Source organism: Tolypothrix campylonemoides VB511288_2 (assembly GCF_045999855.1).
GTDB classification, from domain to species: Bacteria; Cyanobacteriota; Cyanobacteriia; order Cyanobacteriales; family Nostocaceae; genus Scytonema; species Scytonema bouteillei_A.
The window spans coordinates 322,998-339,821 of record NZ_JBFPMW010000007.1 but is presented as its reverse complement, the minus strand read 5'-3'; the positions used below and the strand labels follow the sequence as shown (position 1 = coordinate 339,821).

General features: G+C 43.1%; 16 protein-coding genes and 1 pseudogene. 7 read left to right on the top strand and 10 right to left on the bottom strand.

Features of this window, described 5'->3' with window-relative positions; translation table 11 throughout:
- The first annotated feature begins 459 nt into the window (after window positions 1-459).
- Both AB0756_RS22730 and AB0756_RS22725 read left to right on the top strand, forming a co-directional pair.
- A complete protein-coding gene (locus tag AB0756_RS22730; RefSeq protein WP_272899778.1) occupies window positions 460-585 on the top strand; it encodes a hypothetical protein in 126 nt (41 codons plus the stop codon).
- Between the two features lie 516 nt (window positions 586-1,101).
- Entirely contained in the window at window positions 1,102-1,491 is a 390-nt protein-coding gene (locus tag AB0756_RS22725; protein ID WP_038078032.1) for a YkvA family protein, read from the top strand.
- 58 nt (window positions 1,492-1,549) lie between these two features.
- Here AB0756_RS22725 and AB0756_RS22720 read toward each other — a convergent pair whose 3' ends face one another.
- From AB0756_RS22720 to AB0756_RS22705, 4 genes are all read right to left on the bottom strand, one after another.
- A complete protein-coding gene (locus AB0756_RS22720; protein WP_038078084.1) occupies window positions 1,550-2,089 on the bottom strand; it encodes a GAF domain-containing protein in 540 nt (179 codons plus the stop codon).
- Between the two features lie 332 nt (window positions 2,090-2,421).
- A complete protein-coding gene (locus tag AB0756_RS22715) occupies window positions 2,422-3,519 on the bottom strand; it encodes an SMI1/KNR4 family protein (protein WP_050046869.1) in 1,098 nt (365 codons plus the stop codon).
- An 84-nt stretch (window positions 3,520-3,603) separates the two neighbouring features.
- Window positions 3,604-3,921: a hypothetical protein gene (locus tag AB0756_RS22710; RefSeq protein WP_038078031.1), complete on the bottom strand. Its 318-nt coding sequence runs from the start codon at window positions 3,919-3,921 to the stop codon at window positions 3,604-3,606.
- 75 nt (window positions 3,922-3,996) lie between these two features.
- Complete coding sequence (locus tag AB0756_RS22705; RefSeq protein ID WP_038084806.1) at window positions 3,997-4,329, bottom strand: hypothetical protein; 333 nt, start codon at window positions 4,327-4,329, stop codon at window positions 3,997-3,999.
- 54 nt (window positions 4,330-4,383) lie between these two features.
- On the opposite strand from AB0756_RS22705, the gene AB0756_RS22700 reads away from it, so the two are divergent.
- On the top strand, window positions 4,384-5,883 hold the full coding sequence (locus tag AB0756_RS22700) for an RNA-guided endonuclease InsQ/TnpB family protein (RefSeq protein WP_038084803.1): 1,500 nt from the start codon (window positions 4,384-4,386) through the stop codon (window positions 5,881-5,883).
- Between the two features lie 22 nt (window positions 5,884-5,905).
- Here the strand turns inward: AB0756_RS22700 and AB0756_RS22695 are convergent.
- A pseudogene (locus AB0756_RS22695) lies at window positions 5,906-6,268 on the bottom strand (bile acid:sodium symporter family protein); the annotation flags it as partial.
- Window positions 6,269-6,676: 408 nt separating this feature from the next.
- Between AB0756_RS22695 and bshC the strand changes: the two are divergent.
- Complete coding sequence (gene bshC, locus AB0756_RS22690) at window positions 6,677-10,045, top strand: bacillithiol biosynthesis cysteine-adding enzyme BshC (protein WP_050046867.1); 3,369 nt, start codon at window positions 6,677-6,679, stop codon at window positions 10,043-10,045.
- 97 nt (window positions 10,046-10,142) lie between these two features.
- Here bshC and AB0756_RS22685 read toward each other — a convergent pair whose 3' ends face one another.
- Window positions 10,143-10,493, bottom strand: coding sequence for a zinc ribbon domain-containing protein (locus AB0756_RS22685; protein WP_038083321.1), 351 nt, complete (start codon window positions 10,491-10,493; stop codon window positions 10,143-10,145).
- 60 nt (window positions 10,494-10,553) lie between these two features.
- Here AB0756_RS22685 and AB0756_RS22680 point away from each other — a divergent pair, with 60 nt between their 5' ends.
- Window positions 10,554-10,859 carry a hypothetical protein gene (locus tag AB0756_RS22680; RefSeq protein ID WP_336604383.1) on the top strand — a complete coding sequence of 102 codons (306 nt, stop codon included), beginning with the start codon at window positions 10,554-10,556 and terminating at the stop codon, window positions 10,857-10,859.
- A gap of 419 nt (window positions 10,860-11,278) precedes the next feature.
- On the opposite strand, the gene AB0756_RS22675 is transcribed toward AB0756_RS22680, so the two are convergent.
- The 4 genes from AB0756_RS22675 to AB0756_RS22660 form a co-directional block, all read right to left on the bottom strand.
- Entirely contained in the window at window positions 11,279-12,964 is a 1,686-nt protein-coding gene (locus AB0756_RS22675; protein ID WP_038083313.1) for an NAD(P)H-quinone oxidoreductase subunit 4, read from the bottom strand.
- 391 nt (window positions 12,965-13,355) lie between these two features.
- Window positions 13,356-13,931 (bottom strand): PepSY domain-containing protein, encoded by a 576-nt coding sequence (locus tag AB0756_RS22670; protein ID WP_038083310.1) that lies wholly within the window; start codon window positions 13,929-13,931, stop codon window positions 13,356-13,358.
- Window positions 13,932-14,472: 541 nt separating this feature from the next.
- Complete coding sequence (locus AB0756_RS22665) at window positions 14,473-15,141, bottom strand: Fe2+-dependent dioxygenase (RefSeq protein ID WP_038083304.1); 669 nt, start codon at window positions 15,139-15,141, stop codon at window positions 14,473-14,475.
- Window positions 15,142-15,234: 93 nt separating this feature from the next.
- Entirely contained in the window at window positions 15,235-15,459 is a 225-nt protein-coding gene (locus AB0756_RS22660) for a hypothetical protein (RefSeq protein WP_038083302.1), read from the bottom strand.
- Window positions 15,460-15,577: 118 nt separating this feature from the next.
- Between AB0756_RS22660 and AB0756_RS22655 the strand changes: the two genes are divergently transcribed.
- Together AB0756_RS22655 and AB0756_RS22650 are read left to right on the top strand one after the other, a co-directional pair.
- Window positions 15,578-15,706, top strand: a complete 129-nt coding sequence (locus tag AB0756_RS22655; protein WP_272899781.1) for a hypothetical protein — start codon at window positions 15,578-15,580, stop codon at window positions 15,704-15,706.
- An 88-nt stretch (window positions 15,707-15,794) separates the two neighbouring features.
- On the top strand, window positions 15,795-16,814 hold the full coding sequence (locus AB0756_RS22650) for an ABC transporter ATP-binding protein (protein WP_038083299.1): 1,020 nt from the start codon (window positions 15,795-15,797) through the stop codon (window positions 16,812-16,814).
- Window positions 16,815-16,824: the final 10 nt, after the last annotated feature.

Here is a 16,824-nt window from a genome sequence, read left to right as displayed (position 1 = left end):
TCTTGGAGTCTTGTTTCAGGCATTTTGTAAGAATTTTTAAAGTTGACTTTTCACTCCAATGAAAAGGGTGCGCGACGGTATTCCATTCATCGATAAAAGCTTTCAAACGTTCGCTCAAAGCCTTTTTATTAGCAAAGTCAGCGATTTTTAGACGTTTACGTTGGAGAATACTAAACCGAATGGCACTAAGAAAAGCTGAAAGCTCGTCTGGGCAGGGTGTAGGGGGTAGTGTTTAAAACAATTAAATTTTAGTTGCTCAAAGCGTTCAACATCTTCTTAATTCACCACACCCTACACCCCACACCCCAAAGTTAGTTATATCAAGGGTTTACGCTTAACTTAGTGCCATTCGGTTCATAGGTAGTTAATTCATAACCCTCTTCTGTCACTTTCCGGAATAAGCAAGTAGTTCAGGAGCTAAATCATCCAGAAGTATAAAAGGGTTTAAATTGATTCATTGTGGCAATTAAATACTTGATAATTTACACCCTACTCAATACTGCAAGGGCTGAGAAAATTGTCGCTACAGACAAGCACCTTTGTGCAGGGGTTGCAGGGGGTGCAGGGGAGGAAAAAACGGCTTAACCGACAAGTATTGACACCCTACTAGTCCACCACACAAACTTTGACAGATAAATTTTCCTGGAAAGCTTGCTTGAAAAGCAATCTGACGATTGGCAACCTGTTAAAATCAATGTAGTCAAGTACTACTGGTTCATCGCATTAATTTTGCTGGGTAAGCGAACGCACTACCGACTCTCGTTCCCTGGTTCTACCTGGGAACACAGTCGGCTAGGCAGAGCCTCGCGCTCCACTGGAGGCTCCGCCTCCAGTAAGGCATTCCCAGGCGGAGCCTGGGAACCAGGTGTGCGAAGTTTTGACAGCCTATCAAAACTTTTGCGACAGACCACTACCAGGAAAAAATTACAATTCATAGTAGGCTGAAACAATTACCTAGCAACGGTTTCAAAACTTAGAGGAATTCCGAACGCGTACTATTTTCCCGTTTTGGCACGTTCTTGGCTGCTTCACCCTGGGGGGTCTTGTAAGGCTCGTTTTCATACAGAATGAGATCGATCCCTCAAATGTGTTCGCCTTCTTATGCAGTCATTAAAAAAGTTTGCCAAGAAACTTAAACAAGAAGTTTATGCTGTTTATCTCGCTAGTAAAGACCCCAGAACTCCTTGGTATGCTAAAGTTTTAGCAGTTATTATTGTTGCTTATGCTTTTAGCCCTCTTGATTTAATTCCAGATCCGATTCCCTTACTTGGTTATTTAGACGATCTCATTATCATTCCACTAGGTATTTGGTTGGTTCTGAAGTTAATTCCTCCATCTGTATTATCCGAATGCCGAGAGCGGGCTGAGATAGAAAAGTTGCAGGGTAAACCAACTAACTGGATAGCAGCAATATTCATTGTGGTTATTTGGCTGCTGTTAGGAATAGCGATCGCAATTTGGTTAAATAATATTTTTGCCTTTGTTAAGTAGATTCACTATACTTAGAAAGATAAAAAAGATAAGCTTTTGACATTCTTCAGGTCCTATTCTAACTCTCTAAAATGTTAGAATCTGTTGCCAGAGTTTGTGCTGCTGTTTGCATCAGTTCAATATCCGATGGTGACCAAGAACGGGGCTGTTGACAGTGATGGGCGGCTAACAATCCCCACAGTCCTCTGGGGATCACAATTGGTACGACTAGGTTAGCACGCACTTGTATGCTGCGAAGAAAATCTCGGTGACACGTGAGGATGGGTTCTAATTCAATATCCGCGATCGCTCTCACCCGTCCTGCTAAATACAGACCTGCGTACTTGTCACTAAAACAATCATCTGCCCCTGTTGAACCTAATATTGAAAATTTATTATGGCTTAAAGACTCAAAAGTTACCTGCCCGTGCCACTGCCAGTAAAAGTAATACAAAACCACGCGATCGGACGCAAGTGTTTCTCTAAGTTGATTGGTTGTATGTCGAATGAATTCATCCCGATGCATTGTTCTGACAAGTCTGTCTAGAACTCTTTGCAAGCCCTGTTCAATGTGAGTGTTGGCGCTAGGGCCAACCTCTGACTGAGAATGAATTTGAATTTGCACAATTCTACAATTACGAATAGCTAAAGACTGTCACATTTATATAATAATTTATCAAACTTCTTCTGAAAAAAGCAGACTAAATGTCAAGTACTCATTAGATTTCTATCGAATCAAACACTTATTGTAGTTTTCAAGGTAATTGAGAATTAAAAATCTCAACTTGAATGCCATAATTTCTTTACAGAATTCATCATGAAAAATAAATAATTAATAATTCTTAAAAAAAATTAATTTAAATTTTAACTAATTTACTTCTTAACTGTTAAATATAGCTGAGCATCGGTACATTACGTTCTTACAGGCTCATGCATGACCCCAAACAAGTTTTAAAGGTTTTTCCGTTCAAGTTGTTTGAGTGCCCAATTAGCTTTCTCTCGGGCTTCTGAAAGAGCAATGCGATGGCACCATGAAAGTGATGGTACAAACACCGGAAGAATCGATCGATTGTTTTGCAAAAATTGTTTTAACGCTCCAATGGCTCTAGTATCTCCTAGCTTACCAAGCGCTTCTGCTGCTTGATTGGCAACAGCATATCGACTGTCTCCCGAAAGCCGATGCTCTAATGCTCTCATGAGAGGTTCCACCGCTCTCAAATCTCCGAGTTCTCCAAGAATCATAGCTGCTCGCAAGCGAATCACAATGTTTTTTTCTTCATCCTCCACCTCAGATAAAGGAATATGGAGAGCATAAAGCATTGGTTCTAGAGTTCTTGGATCTGGCAACCGCATTAAAGTATTAAAGACCTTGCTGTTCAGCAAGGAAATGGGGTGACGTAATGCTTCTAAGGCTTCTTCTAGTAACTCAAAGCAATACTTACTTTCACTCTGGGTTACTTGTTTTTTATCTTGTTCAAGACATGCTATGTAATAAGAAGCATACTCGGAGTTTTCGTCCATATAGTAAGCACCCGTTTCATAGCATTCCGCTACAATTAACATGAGAGTTGTTAGACTTGGGTATTTAATTTGAGGTAGGCTTCCACCTCCTAAATGGCAATGAATGACAGGTGAGATTTTATTATCTGTGGAATCTCCAAAAACAATTAAGTATTCCAAATCATCATACGCAAAAATCGGAAACCAAGGTTTATGACAATTCTCAGCATTAGGTGATGTGTATTTATATCTAAATTCTTCAATTTCTTGAGACTCTTCTATTGCTTGCTCTAAAGATAGAAAATCAAAATAAGGAATAAATCTAGTATCCAAGATTAAATTATTACTTCTTGAAATACTCAAAAAATCTATGCCATTATGCCACTGGTAAAGTTCAAAAACTTCTTGTGGTAAACGAAAGGGAAGGTTTTTCACTTGAGATTCAATTTCTTCAAGCGTTAATCCTGGTTTAAGAAGTGATGCTACCTCCGGTCTGTGTTGTTGCAGAGAATGAAAGATTCTGTCTAAAGCTTTGGTAAGAACTGACATTGCAATTACCGGAACAATTTATGTATGATAGGAAATACCTTCTTTCTTTCCTCAAGTTCTTAGAGCCTTTGTAGTTCATTGAAATCATATCCTGCCGCAGACCCCAGTTTCATTGATGCGGAAAACGTGCAGCCTCACATTCGGGTATTTTTCATGTACCATCTGGGCAACTGCTAAGGCATCCTCATTAATAAAATATTCCCCACTTTCTGGTTCAACTGCCACATACCAGTTGTAGTGAGTTTCAATTAATTCTGGCTGCAATTTTTTAAAGATCTGTTCGCAACGCTGCTTAAATTCTGCTTTTTCAGCAAGCCATTGAGCTTTCTTCTCTTCTGACCACTGGATTTGGGGAAATACTCTCCCCCGGCGCACTGTACGAATAGACTTGGCTTCAGTCATGGTTGGTTCTGCTTCACAGTAATTTAAGGCGGAAGCCCACCAGTTAAAGGGAGAAAACCGAAAAGTTTTCTCCCTTTAACGTCCTTCAGGGGTGGGAGGAAGCCGTAGGCAGACGCCAGTCCGCTCAACGGGGGGAACCCTCCGTTCGCGTAGCGTGTCCGTTAGGACATAGTTTGCGGCTTGGGGGTTTCCCCCAAGCCGCAACTTCTCTTTGCACGCGGCTGGCTCCTTTAGCTGCCGTCCCCACCTTTCAACTAATTCGCTAATACTGACACCTTCAGACTCAGCCACTTGTTTCATTTTGTCCCAGGTACTAGGGGTGATCCATATTCCTTTTTGTATTTTGGTTTCTTCGTACAATAGCGGCTCATTTCTCTTAGCTTTTCTCTTTGGTCTAGAATTTGACATAGACTAGCTCCATGCATTAAGCTAATCGTAGGTCGATAAAGAGGATGAGTCAAGATGCAAGTTAGTTACCAGTACAAATTGCGCCCTAGGGAAAATCAATCAAAAGTTATGGATTCGTGGTTGGATATGCAGCGTAGTTTGTTTAACTGGTTTCTGGCTGACCGTATTGACGGCTATTATCAAACCTTTGTTATGGGTGAGTATTGCGATATTAGAACAAGAACTGAGCAATGCCCATTAACTTGTTCGTTGAGCAAGAACTCAAATTTGCACAATCCTTGGAAAAACCCAGACAAAAACGGAGTAGTCAAAAAGCGTTCTGCAAGTTTAATGCAAGATGCTTATTTGGCAGAAATGAAGCAAGCTAGACCTTGGTATAAGACAATCCACTCAAACGTGTTGCAAATGCTGGTAAAGCGTCTTGAGTGTTCTATGGAAGGCTTCTTTAAACATGGTCGTGGGTTTCCTTCATTTAAGAACAGGTCTAACTTTCGCTCTTTCCAGTACAAGCCAGGTGACGTTAAGCTCGACGGGAATAAAATATATCTGCCATTAATAGGGTGGATGCGTTTTTATAATTCTCGTCCTATCCCACAAGGATTCCAGATCCGTACCGTAACACTGCGTAAAAAAGCAGATGGTTGGTACACGAGTATATTAATTAGAGATGATTCAGTTCCTGATTATCCAACCCCAAAAGAAGTTAATACTATTGTGGGAGTGGATATGGGATTGACTAAGCTTGTTCATTGCTCAGATGGTTCTGAGTTTGACAATCCTCGTCCTAGTACGTCCAAGAAAGGTAAACGCACTCTAAAAATCAGGCAGCGACGTTTATCTAGGAAAAAGAAAGGTAGCGCAAACCGCAAGAAAGAGGCGCAAAAACTGGCTCGACTCCACAAAAAACGCGCTGATAAACGTAGTGCCTACCAATGGCTAGTTGCCAGCAAGATAGTTAGAAAAGCTGACGCTATTAGCGTGGAAGATCTCAACATCAAAGGGATGAAAGCAAGGTGTAAGCCTAAGCCTGATGATGTTAAACAAGGTCGATTTCTCAAGAATGGTCAATCCGCTAAACGCGGTTTGAATCGTTCTATTTCAGATGCTTCATGGGGAACTTTGATAGAAAAAATTCAGTACGCGGCTGCGAAGTCGGGAAAAAGTTTTTTCAAGGTTGACCCAAAAAACACGAGCCGTACTTGTTCCAAGTGTGGTGTCGTTGATGCCTTGTCTCGCTTTGGAGAAAAGTTTGTTTGCACATCGTGCGGACATGAAGCGCACGCAGACAAACAAGCGGCAGTTAACATTAAAACCCGTGCTGTACAACAAAACGGGTTAACAATCAAGAAACTTAAAAAGGTACGCAGGGACTCTGCGGAACCCAAACAATTAATATTGTTTGAAACGCCCAACCCTGAATTAACAGCGATTAAAAGGAGACACCGTGCCAGCAATGGCAAGCGCGGTGTGCCTGGGAACCCGCCAACCTCAGTACTACTGAGTCTGTGGGATAACGCGGAAATGGCATATTCGCGTGAATCCCACCCCTTCTAGGGGTGGGTGCGTCAACACGAGCTAAAAAAGTAACTACATTAGAAGCTGTTCCTCCAGGACTTGCACCCACAAGAATCACTCCCAATGCCAACATAGGTGGTAATTTCAAAACTGTTGCAGCTAACCATCCTACAATTGGCATGATAGTAAACTGTAGCAAGACCCCCAAGATTAATGCCCTACCAGCTTTTCGCAAGCTTTGTAATTGCTGTGTAGTGATTGTTAAACCCATTCCTAACATCACCACTCCCAGCGCTATTGAAATGTTACCACTACCACTTGCAGCAATTTTTGGAAAAAAATAACCCCAAGTAGCACCAATTAATACCCAAGCAACAAATAAATCTTGGCTGAACTTGATGAGACGATTGATTTTGTGAGACATTTGCTGCAGCTTATTTTATGTAAAAATAAAATACTATATATCTATAGATTTACTGGATTTTTGATTTTCCAAGAAGCTTAGCTTCCCAATTTCTTACAGAAGTCAGAGATCTGAAGATATTTTACTTCAACAATTCAGGGATTTGACATTTTTTTGTCACATTCATTAACCAGACTAAAAATAACAAGGACTGAGAAGTCCATAAAAATCTCGCCCCAATTCTTGCTTGGGGATTTCCAAAGCTAATTTCCTTTATCCTCACCCTCTCTCAAAGTAGAGACCCCTTCTCTCTGGGGGAGAAGAACGGGGATAAAGGCAAAATTAGCACGATTTGTGACGCCAATTTAGAGTTAAGAGTTCAGTTTCTGGATTTAAGAACTTTACGAATTCTCAAAGAGCGTACTTTCTATGAAAGAAGTCATTAAGATGACCCAAAACACTGTATCCAACGTCAATCTAAACCCACGCGATCGCTATGATTTTTGGGCGGAATCTTACGACAAAAGCACCGCCAGTTTTGGGTGGACAGCACCGCAATTTCTGCTCGAAGCCACAATACATCATGCACCCCCTGCGGGATTTTTGCAAGTGCTTGATGTCGGTGTTGGAACTGGACAAGCAAGTCTTCCTTATCTTGAAATAGGGGCTTGTGTCACTGGATTAGACGTATCACCGCAAATGCTGCAACAAGCTCAATCCAAATACCCCCAGTTTCACGCCCTGATCGAACACGACTTCAATCACCCACTCGTTGAAGCCGGTTTGCAAGCTCAGAGTTTTGATGTCGTCCTAAGCTGCGGAGCACTTCACTTTGCAAAGGATTTAAGTCGAACCCTCGCAGAGTTAAGATGGGTGCTTGCAGCTGGTGGAGTGCTAGCATTTACCTACATTCCTCCCCAAGGGCGAAAATTTAGCACAGCCGCATGTCTCTACGATCCAAACACTGTCGAGCACCTACTGCAGCAGCTCGATCTAACCGTTCTAGACCATCAATCATTTGTAGCTTACTATGAGGGCGGCGATTTCCAAGACCCCGTGGTCTATCAGCGAGTTGTAGCACGTTGTTCTCAACAAGGAATATCGCTTCCAGCCATTCTTCGGGATATAGACCGAACCGCCTGTGTCGATCGCTCTCGTTTGTTAGACCTTGTCAGTCAACCTTTAATGACAGGAACGCTCGCCACAGATTGGACATATGAATATACCAAAGTCCGTAATGAAAATCAAAATTTAGTTGAGACATTGCGATCTCAACTTAAAACGGGACAAGTCAAGCCAAGACATCTACCATTACCGAAGACCACAGGGGAGTCAGCGCGTCAGGGAAAGCCAGAATGTGATGTATTGGTACTTATGCCACATCCTGATGATGAATCAATCTATGCTGGTGGGACAATCGCAGCCCTAACAGAAGCAGGAAAGCGAGTGAGATTGGTTGTCGCAACAGATGGTGCAGCAGGACGTGGAGGCGAACACTCAAGAAGAGTTGAGCAAAGAGCATTAGAACTGCGCCGTGCAGCTGAATGTCTCAATATCGAGCAAGTAGAATCCCTGGGATTGGTTGATTTTGGCAAATATCGAGATGTTTCTCGGATGCAACCGACAACAGCCGCCGATGCACTGCAAAGATGGGAACTCGATCCAACGCTAGCGCTTCTCGTGCGTACAATCCGCAAGCACCGCCCGCAAATACTCTTAACACTGCATCCAGAGGTCGATCCAAACTATTCGCTGCACGGACACCATCTTGGTTTGGGAGTTGCTGCTCTAATAGCATTCCACCTAGCAGCCGATCCGGGCTTTATCGTTCCAGAAGCGACTCACTTGCTTCCCTGGGCGATCGAACAGCACTATACAATGGTTCCCACCCATCATCAGGGTTCTAATATCTTGCGAGTTGAAATCGATCGCCAACAGAAACTGAAAGCATTATTTGCTTACGAGTCACAGCACTACTCAACCCAACGCTTGATAACAGACTTGAAAACAGACACTCCTAGTGCAAGCTTCGAGACTCTCCAACTCTTACAAGCGCGATGTCATGGAACTTTAATTGCAGCCACTGTGTTGCGATCGCATCCAAAGCTTCACAAACTGGCAATTAACCGAGACTGGGTGTCTGCATACAAAAATCTGCGTCAGCGTCTTTATCCAAGAGAAGCATTAACCAAACTATTACAACAACAAGCCGAATGCTGGGGGTCATCAGAAGCAGCCTTTGCCAACATCAAAAAACTCTCTCATCCCCATACAGTTGCAGTCGTGACAGGACAGCAAGTGGGTGTTTTTGGCGGACCTGCTTACACCCTTTATAAAGCACTCGGAGCCATTCAACTAGCCCAGCACTTGACAGTGCAAGGAATTCCTGCAGTTCCCATCTTTTGGATGGCAAGTTACGATAGTGACCTTGATGAGGTGCAGCACGTTCAGCTATTAGCTCATCAAACCGAACCAAAAATACTCAGCCTGGAATTACCCGTTACCCAACGTTTAGTTGGTTCTACCCCTTTAGGAGAAGGCATTCATGCTCTATTAAAACAGATAGAACAAACACTCGCTCAACGCCCTCACAGTCAAGAAGTCGTTGCAGCCCTACAAACCATTTATCAACCAGGAACCACCTTTGCAGAAGCCTTTGCTCGTTGGTTGAGCTTGCTGACAAAGGAATTTGGGCTGATTGTCCTCGATCCATCAACTCGTGAATTTGCCGAACTTGCTCGTAATGCGATCGCAAAAGAACTCTTTGGTGATGAACGTTCTCAAATACCTCTGACTCGCGCCCGCCAAGCATTAGCCGAGCGGGGGCTTTCCGAAACTATTCCCACAGATCGCGATGTGCTGCAAGTCTTTTTTGTAGATGCAGATGGAACTCGCAGACGCATGCTTCCAGCCAAGGAAGGCTTTGCATTGCAAAACAGCAAGATTCATCTCACTGATGATGCAGTCAGAACTTTGTTAGAGCAACAACCCGAACGATTTACACCAAGCGCCTTATTACGTCCCATTTGTCAAGATACAGTCTTACCCACCATTGCTTGCGTTGCAGGTCCCACCGAACAGCAATATTTTGCTCAACTTAGGGAAGTTTATACCTGGGCAAACATCCCCATGCCTCAAATTGTAACCCGTCCTTCATTTACGGTTTTAGATAGCACCATTTCCAAACAACTCGTTGATGCAGGAGGAACAAATTTATTGTTGTCCAGTGATGACCCTAGCAACCGTTTGGGAAGAGTCGGTCTTCCCGAAGAACTTCGGATTGCTTTTGACAAGTTAGAGACTTTGCAACAGCAGTGTTTTGCATTACGAACAGCAGCTGTAGTGGGTCAATCGATCGCTCAAGAAGCGATCGCCCTCAAACATTCTATCGAGCAATGGCTATCCACAACTGAGCCCATTCTGAAATCCTGGGGAGCAAAACGTCCTTTAGAGGCTTTTACACGTGCAAAAGTAGAGCTTCCTCCTCTTATAGCAACTGTTTGCTCGGATTTACAACGTTCCGGGAGCCGCAGCAACCCTCCTCCCACACGAAACGTAGTCGCCCTCGCTCAAACTTTATCCCGTCTGGAATCGACACTGATTCGCGAAGGAAGGAGACAAAATGCGTCTGGTCTTGCTGCTTTTGCCTGCATCAGCCCCAAAGGTAAACCTCAAGAACGCCATCTAAGTGTTGCGGAACTGATTGCAACACATGGTTTTGCGATCGTATCCCATCTTTTGCCCATCTCGTGTCCCGATCTTATTGAAACAAGAGTCATAACTGTCCACCATTCATAATTCAGCATATGAAGTTGTCGTTTGCTCGCGTTCCAAACATTGCTCCATATTTCAATAGCTCTGCGTATCACATTGCCTCAGAGATTGCATCAATGAACTACCCCGCCGTATAGACGGACGGGGTTTCTAATTCCCCGTCTGGCTCATGGTTGAGTTTTTGACGCTTCAACTGTCCAAGTTGCTTCATCGAGCCAGTATGCTTACGCTTTTTGGTCGAATCAGTAGAGCTTAGACATCCACAGTCTACGAGGCTAGTCCCTAACCCCGGTTGCCGATTCGTCGCAACGTTGTACATGACCATCACAGAACCTCTATCACGTGGTATTTCAAATCCACAATCTGAGCATACATGGTGACGATTTGACAATTCTGCCCAGTGTTTATGGATTTTCCCACAATTAGGACAACGTTGTGATGGTTTGATTTGTTTGGTAGGAAGTACAAGCATCAAGCCACCCTTTTGTTCTGTTTGGTTTCTGCTGTCTTATTTGCAGTGACCCCTTTCGTTGTGTTTGATATACTCTCGGCTTACGTTGTCTTTTTCTTGATAATGATGCTACTGGCATTAAGATTAAGCCCACTGCAAGCACTTCTGACAACCCTTGTTCCCGATGCTCGTCGCGGTTCTCTCATGAGTTTGGTGGTGGCGATCGGACAAGTAGGCGGTGGGCTTGGGGGTGCGATCGCAGGAGTCGTCTACGCACAAGTTGGTTATTTAGGCAATGCTATCTTATCGGCATTGGCAATAACCGCAACTGGAGTTGTGATTCTGTCGAGTTTATCTGAACCCAGCTTGAAAGAAGATTGCTCTTAAACTGGGGTTGTTGTAACCGAAGGGGAATACAGGCAAGTATACAACGCGATCGCCTCCCTCTAAACTGAAATACAATAAACACAAACACTGACTGCTAAGAATTTGGTTGATTTAATTATTCCTTTGTGCTCAAAAATTTTCTTTCCTGAATATTGGGTTGAAAGAACAAAATCAGGGGCATTTCGGACTCTAAAACATATTCTTAGATATTGTGACGATATTGAATTACAGCAGCAACGCTTAAGTCAAGTTGCAGAAATTAATTAATGTAATCCGAATATATTTGTTGTAATTTACAAGACGAGAAAAACCTGATTGTGCTTAAACAACCAGGTTTTTCAAATTTATAGTAATTTTAATGCTAATCAAGTACACACCATCTGCGGTTTATTACATATCTAGTAAACCGCACCAAAGTCTTACTTAACAATGCTTGAAACAGTTGCTATTTCAGGCTCCCCAAAATGTGGAGAAATAAAATCCTTTGCGTATATCCGGGGATTCTCTTGAGCGATTTGGACATAAGATTGGCGTACCTGAGTGTTTACCGCAACAGTTTTCATATCGTACAATTGCGTAGCCAACTTGGGATAAACCCCAATGCCAATAATCAACACCAGAAAGCAAGCGGCGATAAACATTTCACGAGGTTTGGCATCGCTGTATGCTGACTCAGCAGGTAACAGACAGTCTGTTCCAAAGCAAGCAGTTCCTTCATCCTCCTGATTCTCGAACCCTGCATTGTTAACATCACAGGTGAGTTTTGCACCAGTTCCATAAAATACCTGCTTCAACATGGAAAGCAAATAGATTGGCGTCAATATAACTCCCACTGCGGCTAAGAATACCATCACAGTGCAGAAAGTCGGACTGTAAATATCGCTAGTGGTGACACCCACAAAGACTTGAAGTTCGCTCACAAAACCGCTCATTCCCGGTAAAGCTAGGGAAGCCATCGCACCGGCTGTAAATAGAGCAAAAACTTTGGGCATGGCTTGAGCAATTCCACCCATACTTTCCATCGCCATCGTGTGAGTGCGATCGTAGGTAATGCCAGCCAGGAAGAATAACACTGCAGCAATCAAACCGTGAGAAAGCATTTGGAGCATTGCACCACTCACTCCCACATCGGTGAAGGAAGCAATACCCAACAGCACAAATCCCATGTGAGAAACTGACGAATAAGCGAGGCGACGCTTCATATTATTTTGGGCAAAAGAGTTCAAAGCGCCATAAATAATATTGATAACACCCAATGTTGCCAGCACGGGAGCAAAGTAAATGTGAGCATCTGTCAGCAACTCTAAATTGAGACGAATCAAACCGTATCCGCCCATTTTGAGCAAGACACCAGCCAAAATCATCGATACAGGAGCAGAAGCTTCACCGTGAGCATCTGGTAACCAGGTGTGCAAGGGGAAAATTGCCAGCTTGACACCAAAAGCAATCAGCAATCCCGCGTAAAGCAAAAGTTCTAAAGCAAGAGGATAATTTTTTGCACCAAGTTCGACTATGTCGAAGGTCAAATTATCTCCATAAAGAGCCATTGCCAGACCAGCTACTAAAATAAAAATTGAAGCAGCTGCGGTATAAAGCAAGAATTTAGTAGCGGCATAGCGACGTTTTTGACCGCCCCAAATAGAGACAAGCAGGTAGACGGGAACCAGTTCCAGTTCCCACATGATGAAGAACAGCAGTAAATCTTGGGCAACAAACACCCCAATCTGAGCGGCATACAGCACCAGCATCAGAAAATAAAACAAGCGAGGCTTCAAATTAACTTGCCATGCGGCAAACATTGAGAGCGTCGTTACCAACCCTGCTAGCAGTACGAGGGGAACAGATATTCCATCGACTGAAACAGCCCAACTCAAACCTATCTGAGGCAACCAGGCATATTTCTCCACGAGTTGAAAAGTCGCACTGCTTGCATCGTAATGCTTCCAAAAGGTGTAGCACATCAGAACAAAATCCGCGATACCCACACCGAGGGCATACCATCGCACTCGTTTGCCGTCTTTATCAGGTAGCAATGGAATAAGCGTAGAAGCAACGAGTGGCAACAGGACAATCGCGGTCAGCCAAGGAAATCCATCCATCATCATGGCGTTGAGCAAAAATACTTATTGGGGAATATTACTATTGTATTAAACTCTGTAAAAATTCCTCATAAAACTTTACCGCAGCTTAGTATAGATGAAATTTATATCTAAAGATAGAAGAATTCATATAACAAAGAAGACTTATTAGCCGCCAATGACCAAGACCCCTCTCGTTCCGGTGGCTCCAGTGGAGAATGCAGATCTAAGTGGTCATGTACAATAGATTATTTAATTAAGAGAGGGAACTCCGAACAGGAAACGGGCAACAGTACTGGAGTACAGCGATTTCAATGGCTTGCAAAAATATCTATATATTGTTGCGTAAGTACTTGGAGGCTCTGCGCCAACCCAATCGCTAAATGGAAAGGTAGCCCGCCAATGACCCGTGCAAAGGTCATCGGTCATTGGTCGCTGTTGGACGCTTGCGAAATACTCCAGTCATATTAATTCCGGTAATCAGCATTGCGGCTAACCCCAAACCAACTAAAATCACGTACAATACTCGAAGATGCGGACCCAAATACGTCCCCTGGTGAATTCTCAAAAGAAGTGCGGTTTGTTCCCCAGGCATACCGAACCAATTTCTACCCAATCTGTACAAAATTCCCGTTAATGCACTGACAGCCAAGGGCAAAAACGTAATGGGAGCAAGAATGCCGTGAATTTTGCGAAAATCAAGCTTTGATGCTTTTGGCGAAGGGAGATTTTTTCCAAATAATCCGGTCATGCTCAAACCAGTCACAATCATACCTATCAGCCCCAAACCAACTAAGAGCACGTAAATAGGTACTAATGGTTGACCGAGATACTCACCTTGATGAATCACCATTAAAAAATCGGCTACTTGATTCGGGATATTAAACCAATATCTTCCTACACGATAGGCAATTCCAGTTAAGGCACTTGCTAATAGTGGTAGGAAAAGAATGGGAGCAAGTTTTCGATGAATTTTCCGAAAATTGAATTTCATTGATTTTCTCCAAAAATCTTTAAGAGGATGTTTGTAAAGTCTATCGTTGTCTCAAAATCTCTCCCTAAATCTCTTGAAAACGAGGGAGAAAATAACTTTTTTCAGGAGACTTTATGAGGTTCTAAAATTTTGGATACCTCAGCAAGCACTTTTAAAACATTCTCTAATAAATATAGAAACCTTAAATTCTTTCTAAAAAATTTTCGGTGGGATGGACAATTGTCAGCAAAATTAAGAAGTCAGCTATTTCGAGGGCAGAGGGCATTCATGTAATCCCCACAAATAAATTAAGGGGCTTTAAACCATCTGGCAGAGAGAAGTTGCAAGGAGGAGCCAGCCACGTGCGGGGGTTTCCCCCGTTGAGTGGACTGGCGTTGGTTTCCCTCCGGGCAAACTATGTCCTTACGGACACGCTTCGCGAACGGAAGCACAGATGACTTACCTTTGTCTAAAGAATAAAAATCTTTCCTTCTGCCATCTGCCATCTGCCCTCTGCCTTTCTTCTGGTAATATGTCAAATAGAATCTCGGACATTGATTGCTTATACATCAACCCATTTCCGAAGTAGATTGGCATGGGTTTTGCTAATTAAATCAAACTCTGGGGTTTTACCATATTTCTGAAATATCACTTGCCGAACAGTCTCTAAATCAAATAAAATTTCTCGTTCTGCGGAGTCGCGAATCAGACTTTGTACCCAAGATATAGCTGCAAGTCTTATACCATCAGTTACTGTTTCGACTCGATGTAACGTTGAAGATGGATAAACAATCATCGAACCTGCATCCAGTTTAAAAGTTTGTTCTCCCAAAGATGTATCAATGACTAATTCTCCACCCCCATAACTTGACGCAGGACTAAGAAACAGAGTAAATGACACATCAGAACGAGTGAAAGTTCCATCCCCCATCAGTGCGTTATCAGTATGGGAACCGTAGTACATTCCCGGTTCATAACAACTAAATATGATGGGTTGAATAATTTTAGGTCTGACTGTTGCTTGAAACAAAGGATTGCGTTTTAGTGCCTGCGTAACAATTCCTCTCATCTCTTGTGTGAGATCATTGTTTGGCAACTGCATATTATTCTTGACTAACTTAGCGTGCCATCCTGCCGTGTTTTTACCATCAATAAATTCAGCATTCTTAAGCTTTGAAACAAGAAAATCTAATTCATCAGAAGTGAGAACATTATCAATGCAAAGAATCATATGTTGAATTGAAAATAAGGGCCAATCAGCTTTCGCTGCAATTCGTAATTCGTAATTTGTAATTATGAATTACGAAGTCGCCCGTTGACCTAATTATTTACCTTTACCACTTTCACCACCTTCACCACCTTCACCACCTTCACCACCTTCACCACCTTCTGTAGGTGTTGCAGTTGGTTGAGTCGTTGGCGCTGTTGTTTGACCACCTTCGCCACCTTCACCGCCTTCACCACCATTTTCAGTTGCACCGCTACATGCACTGACGGTAGCTGCTAAACCCAAAGAAAGAAATAAGGCGATCGCTTTTTTGGAACCCATGGTCAGATTCTCCCGATTTTATAATTTGCATCATTTGCAATTTCTTTCAAAATACAGCAATGCAAAACTTTTTTCTATGTATAGGATAGGAAAAGGGGTTAAGGGTTAAGGTTTTTTCATGGTTACCTCCGCACGCGATCGCAAACTAGAGGCGGAGCCCCTAGCTATACATTCCCACGGGGAGCCACCAGAACGAGACCAGCACTCAGCGGTCGGTGGTTACTGCTCATCGGTCATATTTCCTTAAGAAAAACCTCGTCTTCGCATAGCCCCACTGTACTCAACTACAATGAAGATAGTGTTTGTTGAGAATTGTATAGTTAGGACAAGCTGTCATGGCTCCTGCCGTTTTCATTGAAAATTTAAAAAAAAGCTACGGCACGGTGGTCGCCGTAAAGGACGTTTCCTTTAAGGTAGAACCGGGCGAGATTTTTGGTTTGCTTGGTCCCAATGGTGCAGGGAAAACAACAACTTTGCGTTCTTTGTGTACTCTCACCACTCCCGATGCTGGAAAAATTGAGGTTTCTGGTATCTCTGTATTAGACAATCCCAGAGCGGCGAGGAAACGCTTGGGTTATGTTGCTCAGGAAGTTGCATTAGATAAAGTTCTGACAGGAAAAGAACTTTTACAACTACAAGCAGCACTCTATCACCTACCAAGTACAGTTGCCAAGCAGCGCATAAACACAGTGCTGGAATTACTTGGCTTGCAGGAATACGCCGATAAAAAGACCGGCACTTACTCAGGCGGTTTACGCAAGCGTTTGGATTTAGCAGCAGGATTGCTCCATGCACCAGACGTCTTAGTTTTGGATGAACCAACAGTAGGACTGGATATTGAAAGCCGTTTTGTCGTTTGGGATTTCTTGCAAAAGTTACGCCAAGCGGGAACAACAGTAGTCATTACCAGCCATTATCTCGAAGAAGTTGATGCTTTAGCCGATCGCGTGGCGATTATTGACCGAGGTGTGGTCATTGCGACTGGAACACCATCCGAATTAAAAGATAGAGTGGGAGGCGATCGCATTACTTTACGCATCCGCGAATTCTCACCCATCGAAGAAGCAAATATTGCTAAAGAACTACTGCAATCGCTGCCTTTTGTTCAAGAAGTGATTGTCAACAGCGCTCAAGGGAACTCCCTTAACTTAGTAGTCACACCGCAACAAGATGCTTTAATTACCATCCAGCAATCCCTAAATTCGTCAGGGTTACCAATTTTTGGTATAGCCCAATCTCGTCCAAGCTTAGACGATGTCTACCTAGCAGCGACGGGAAGAACCCTAATGGATGCAGAACTTGCAGCCGTTGCAACTCGCGATCCAAAAGCTGAGAAAAAACAAAATATGAGATAGAAAATAGCTA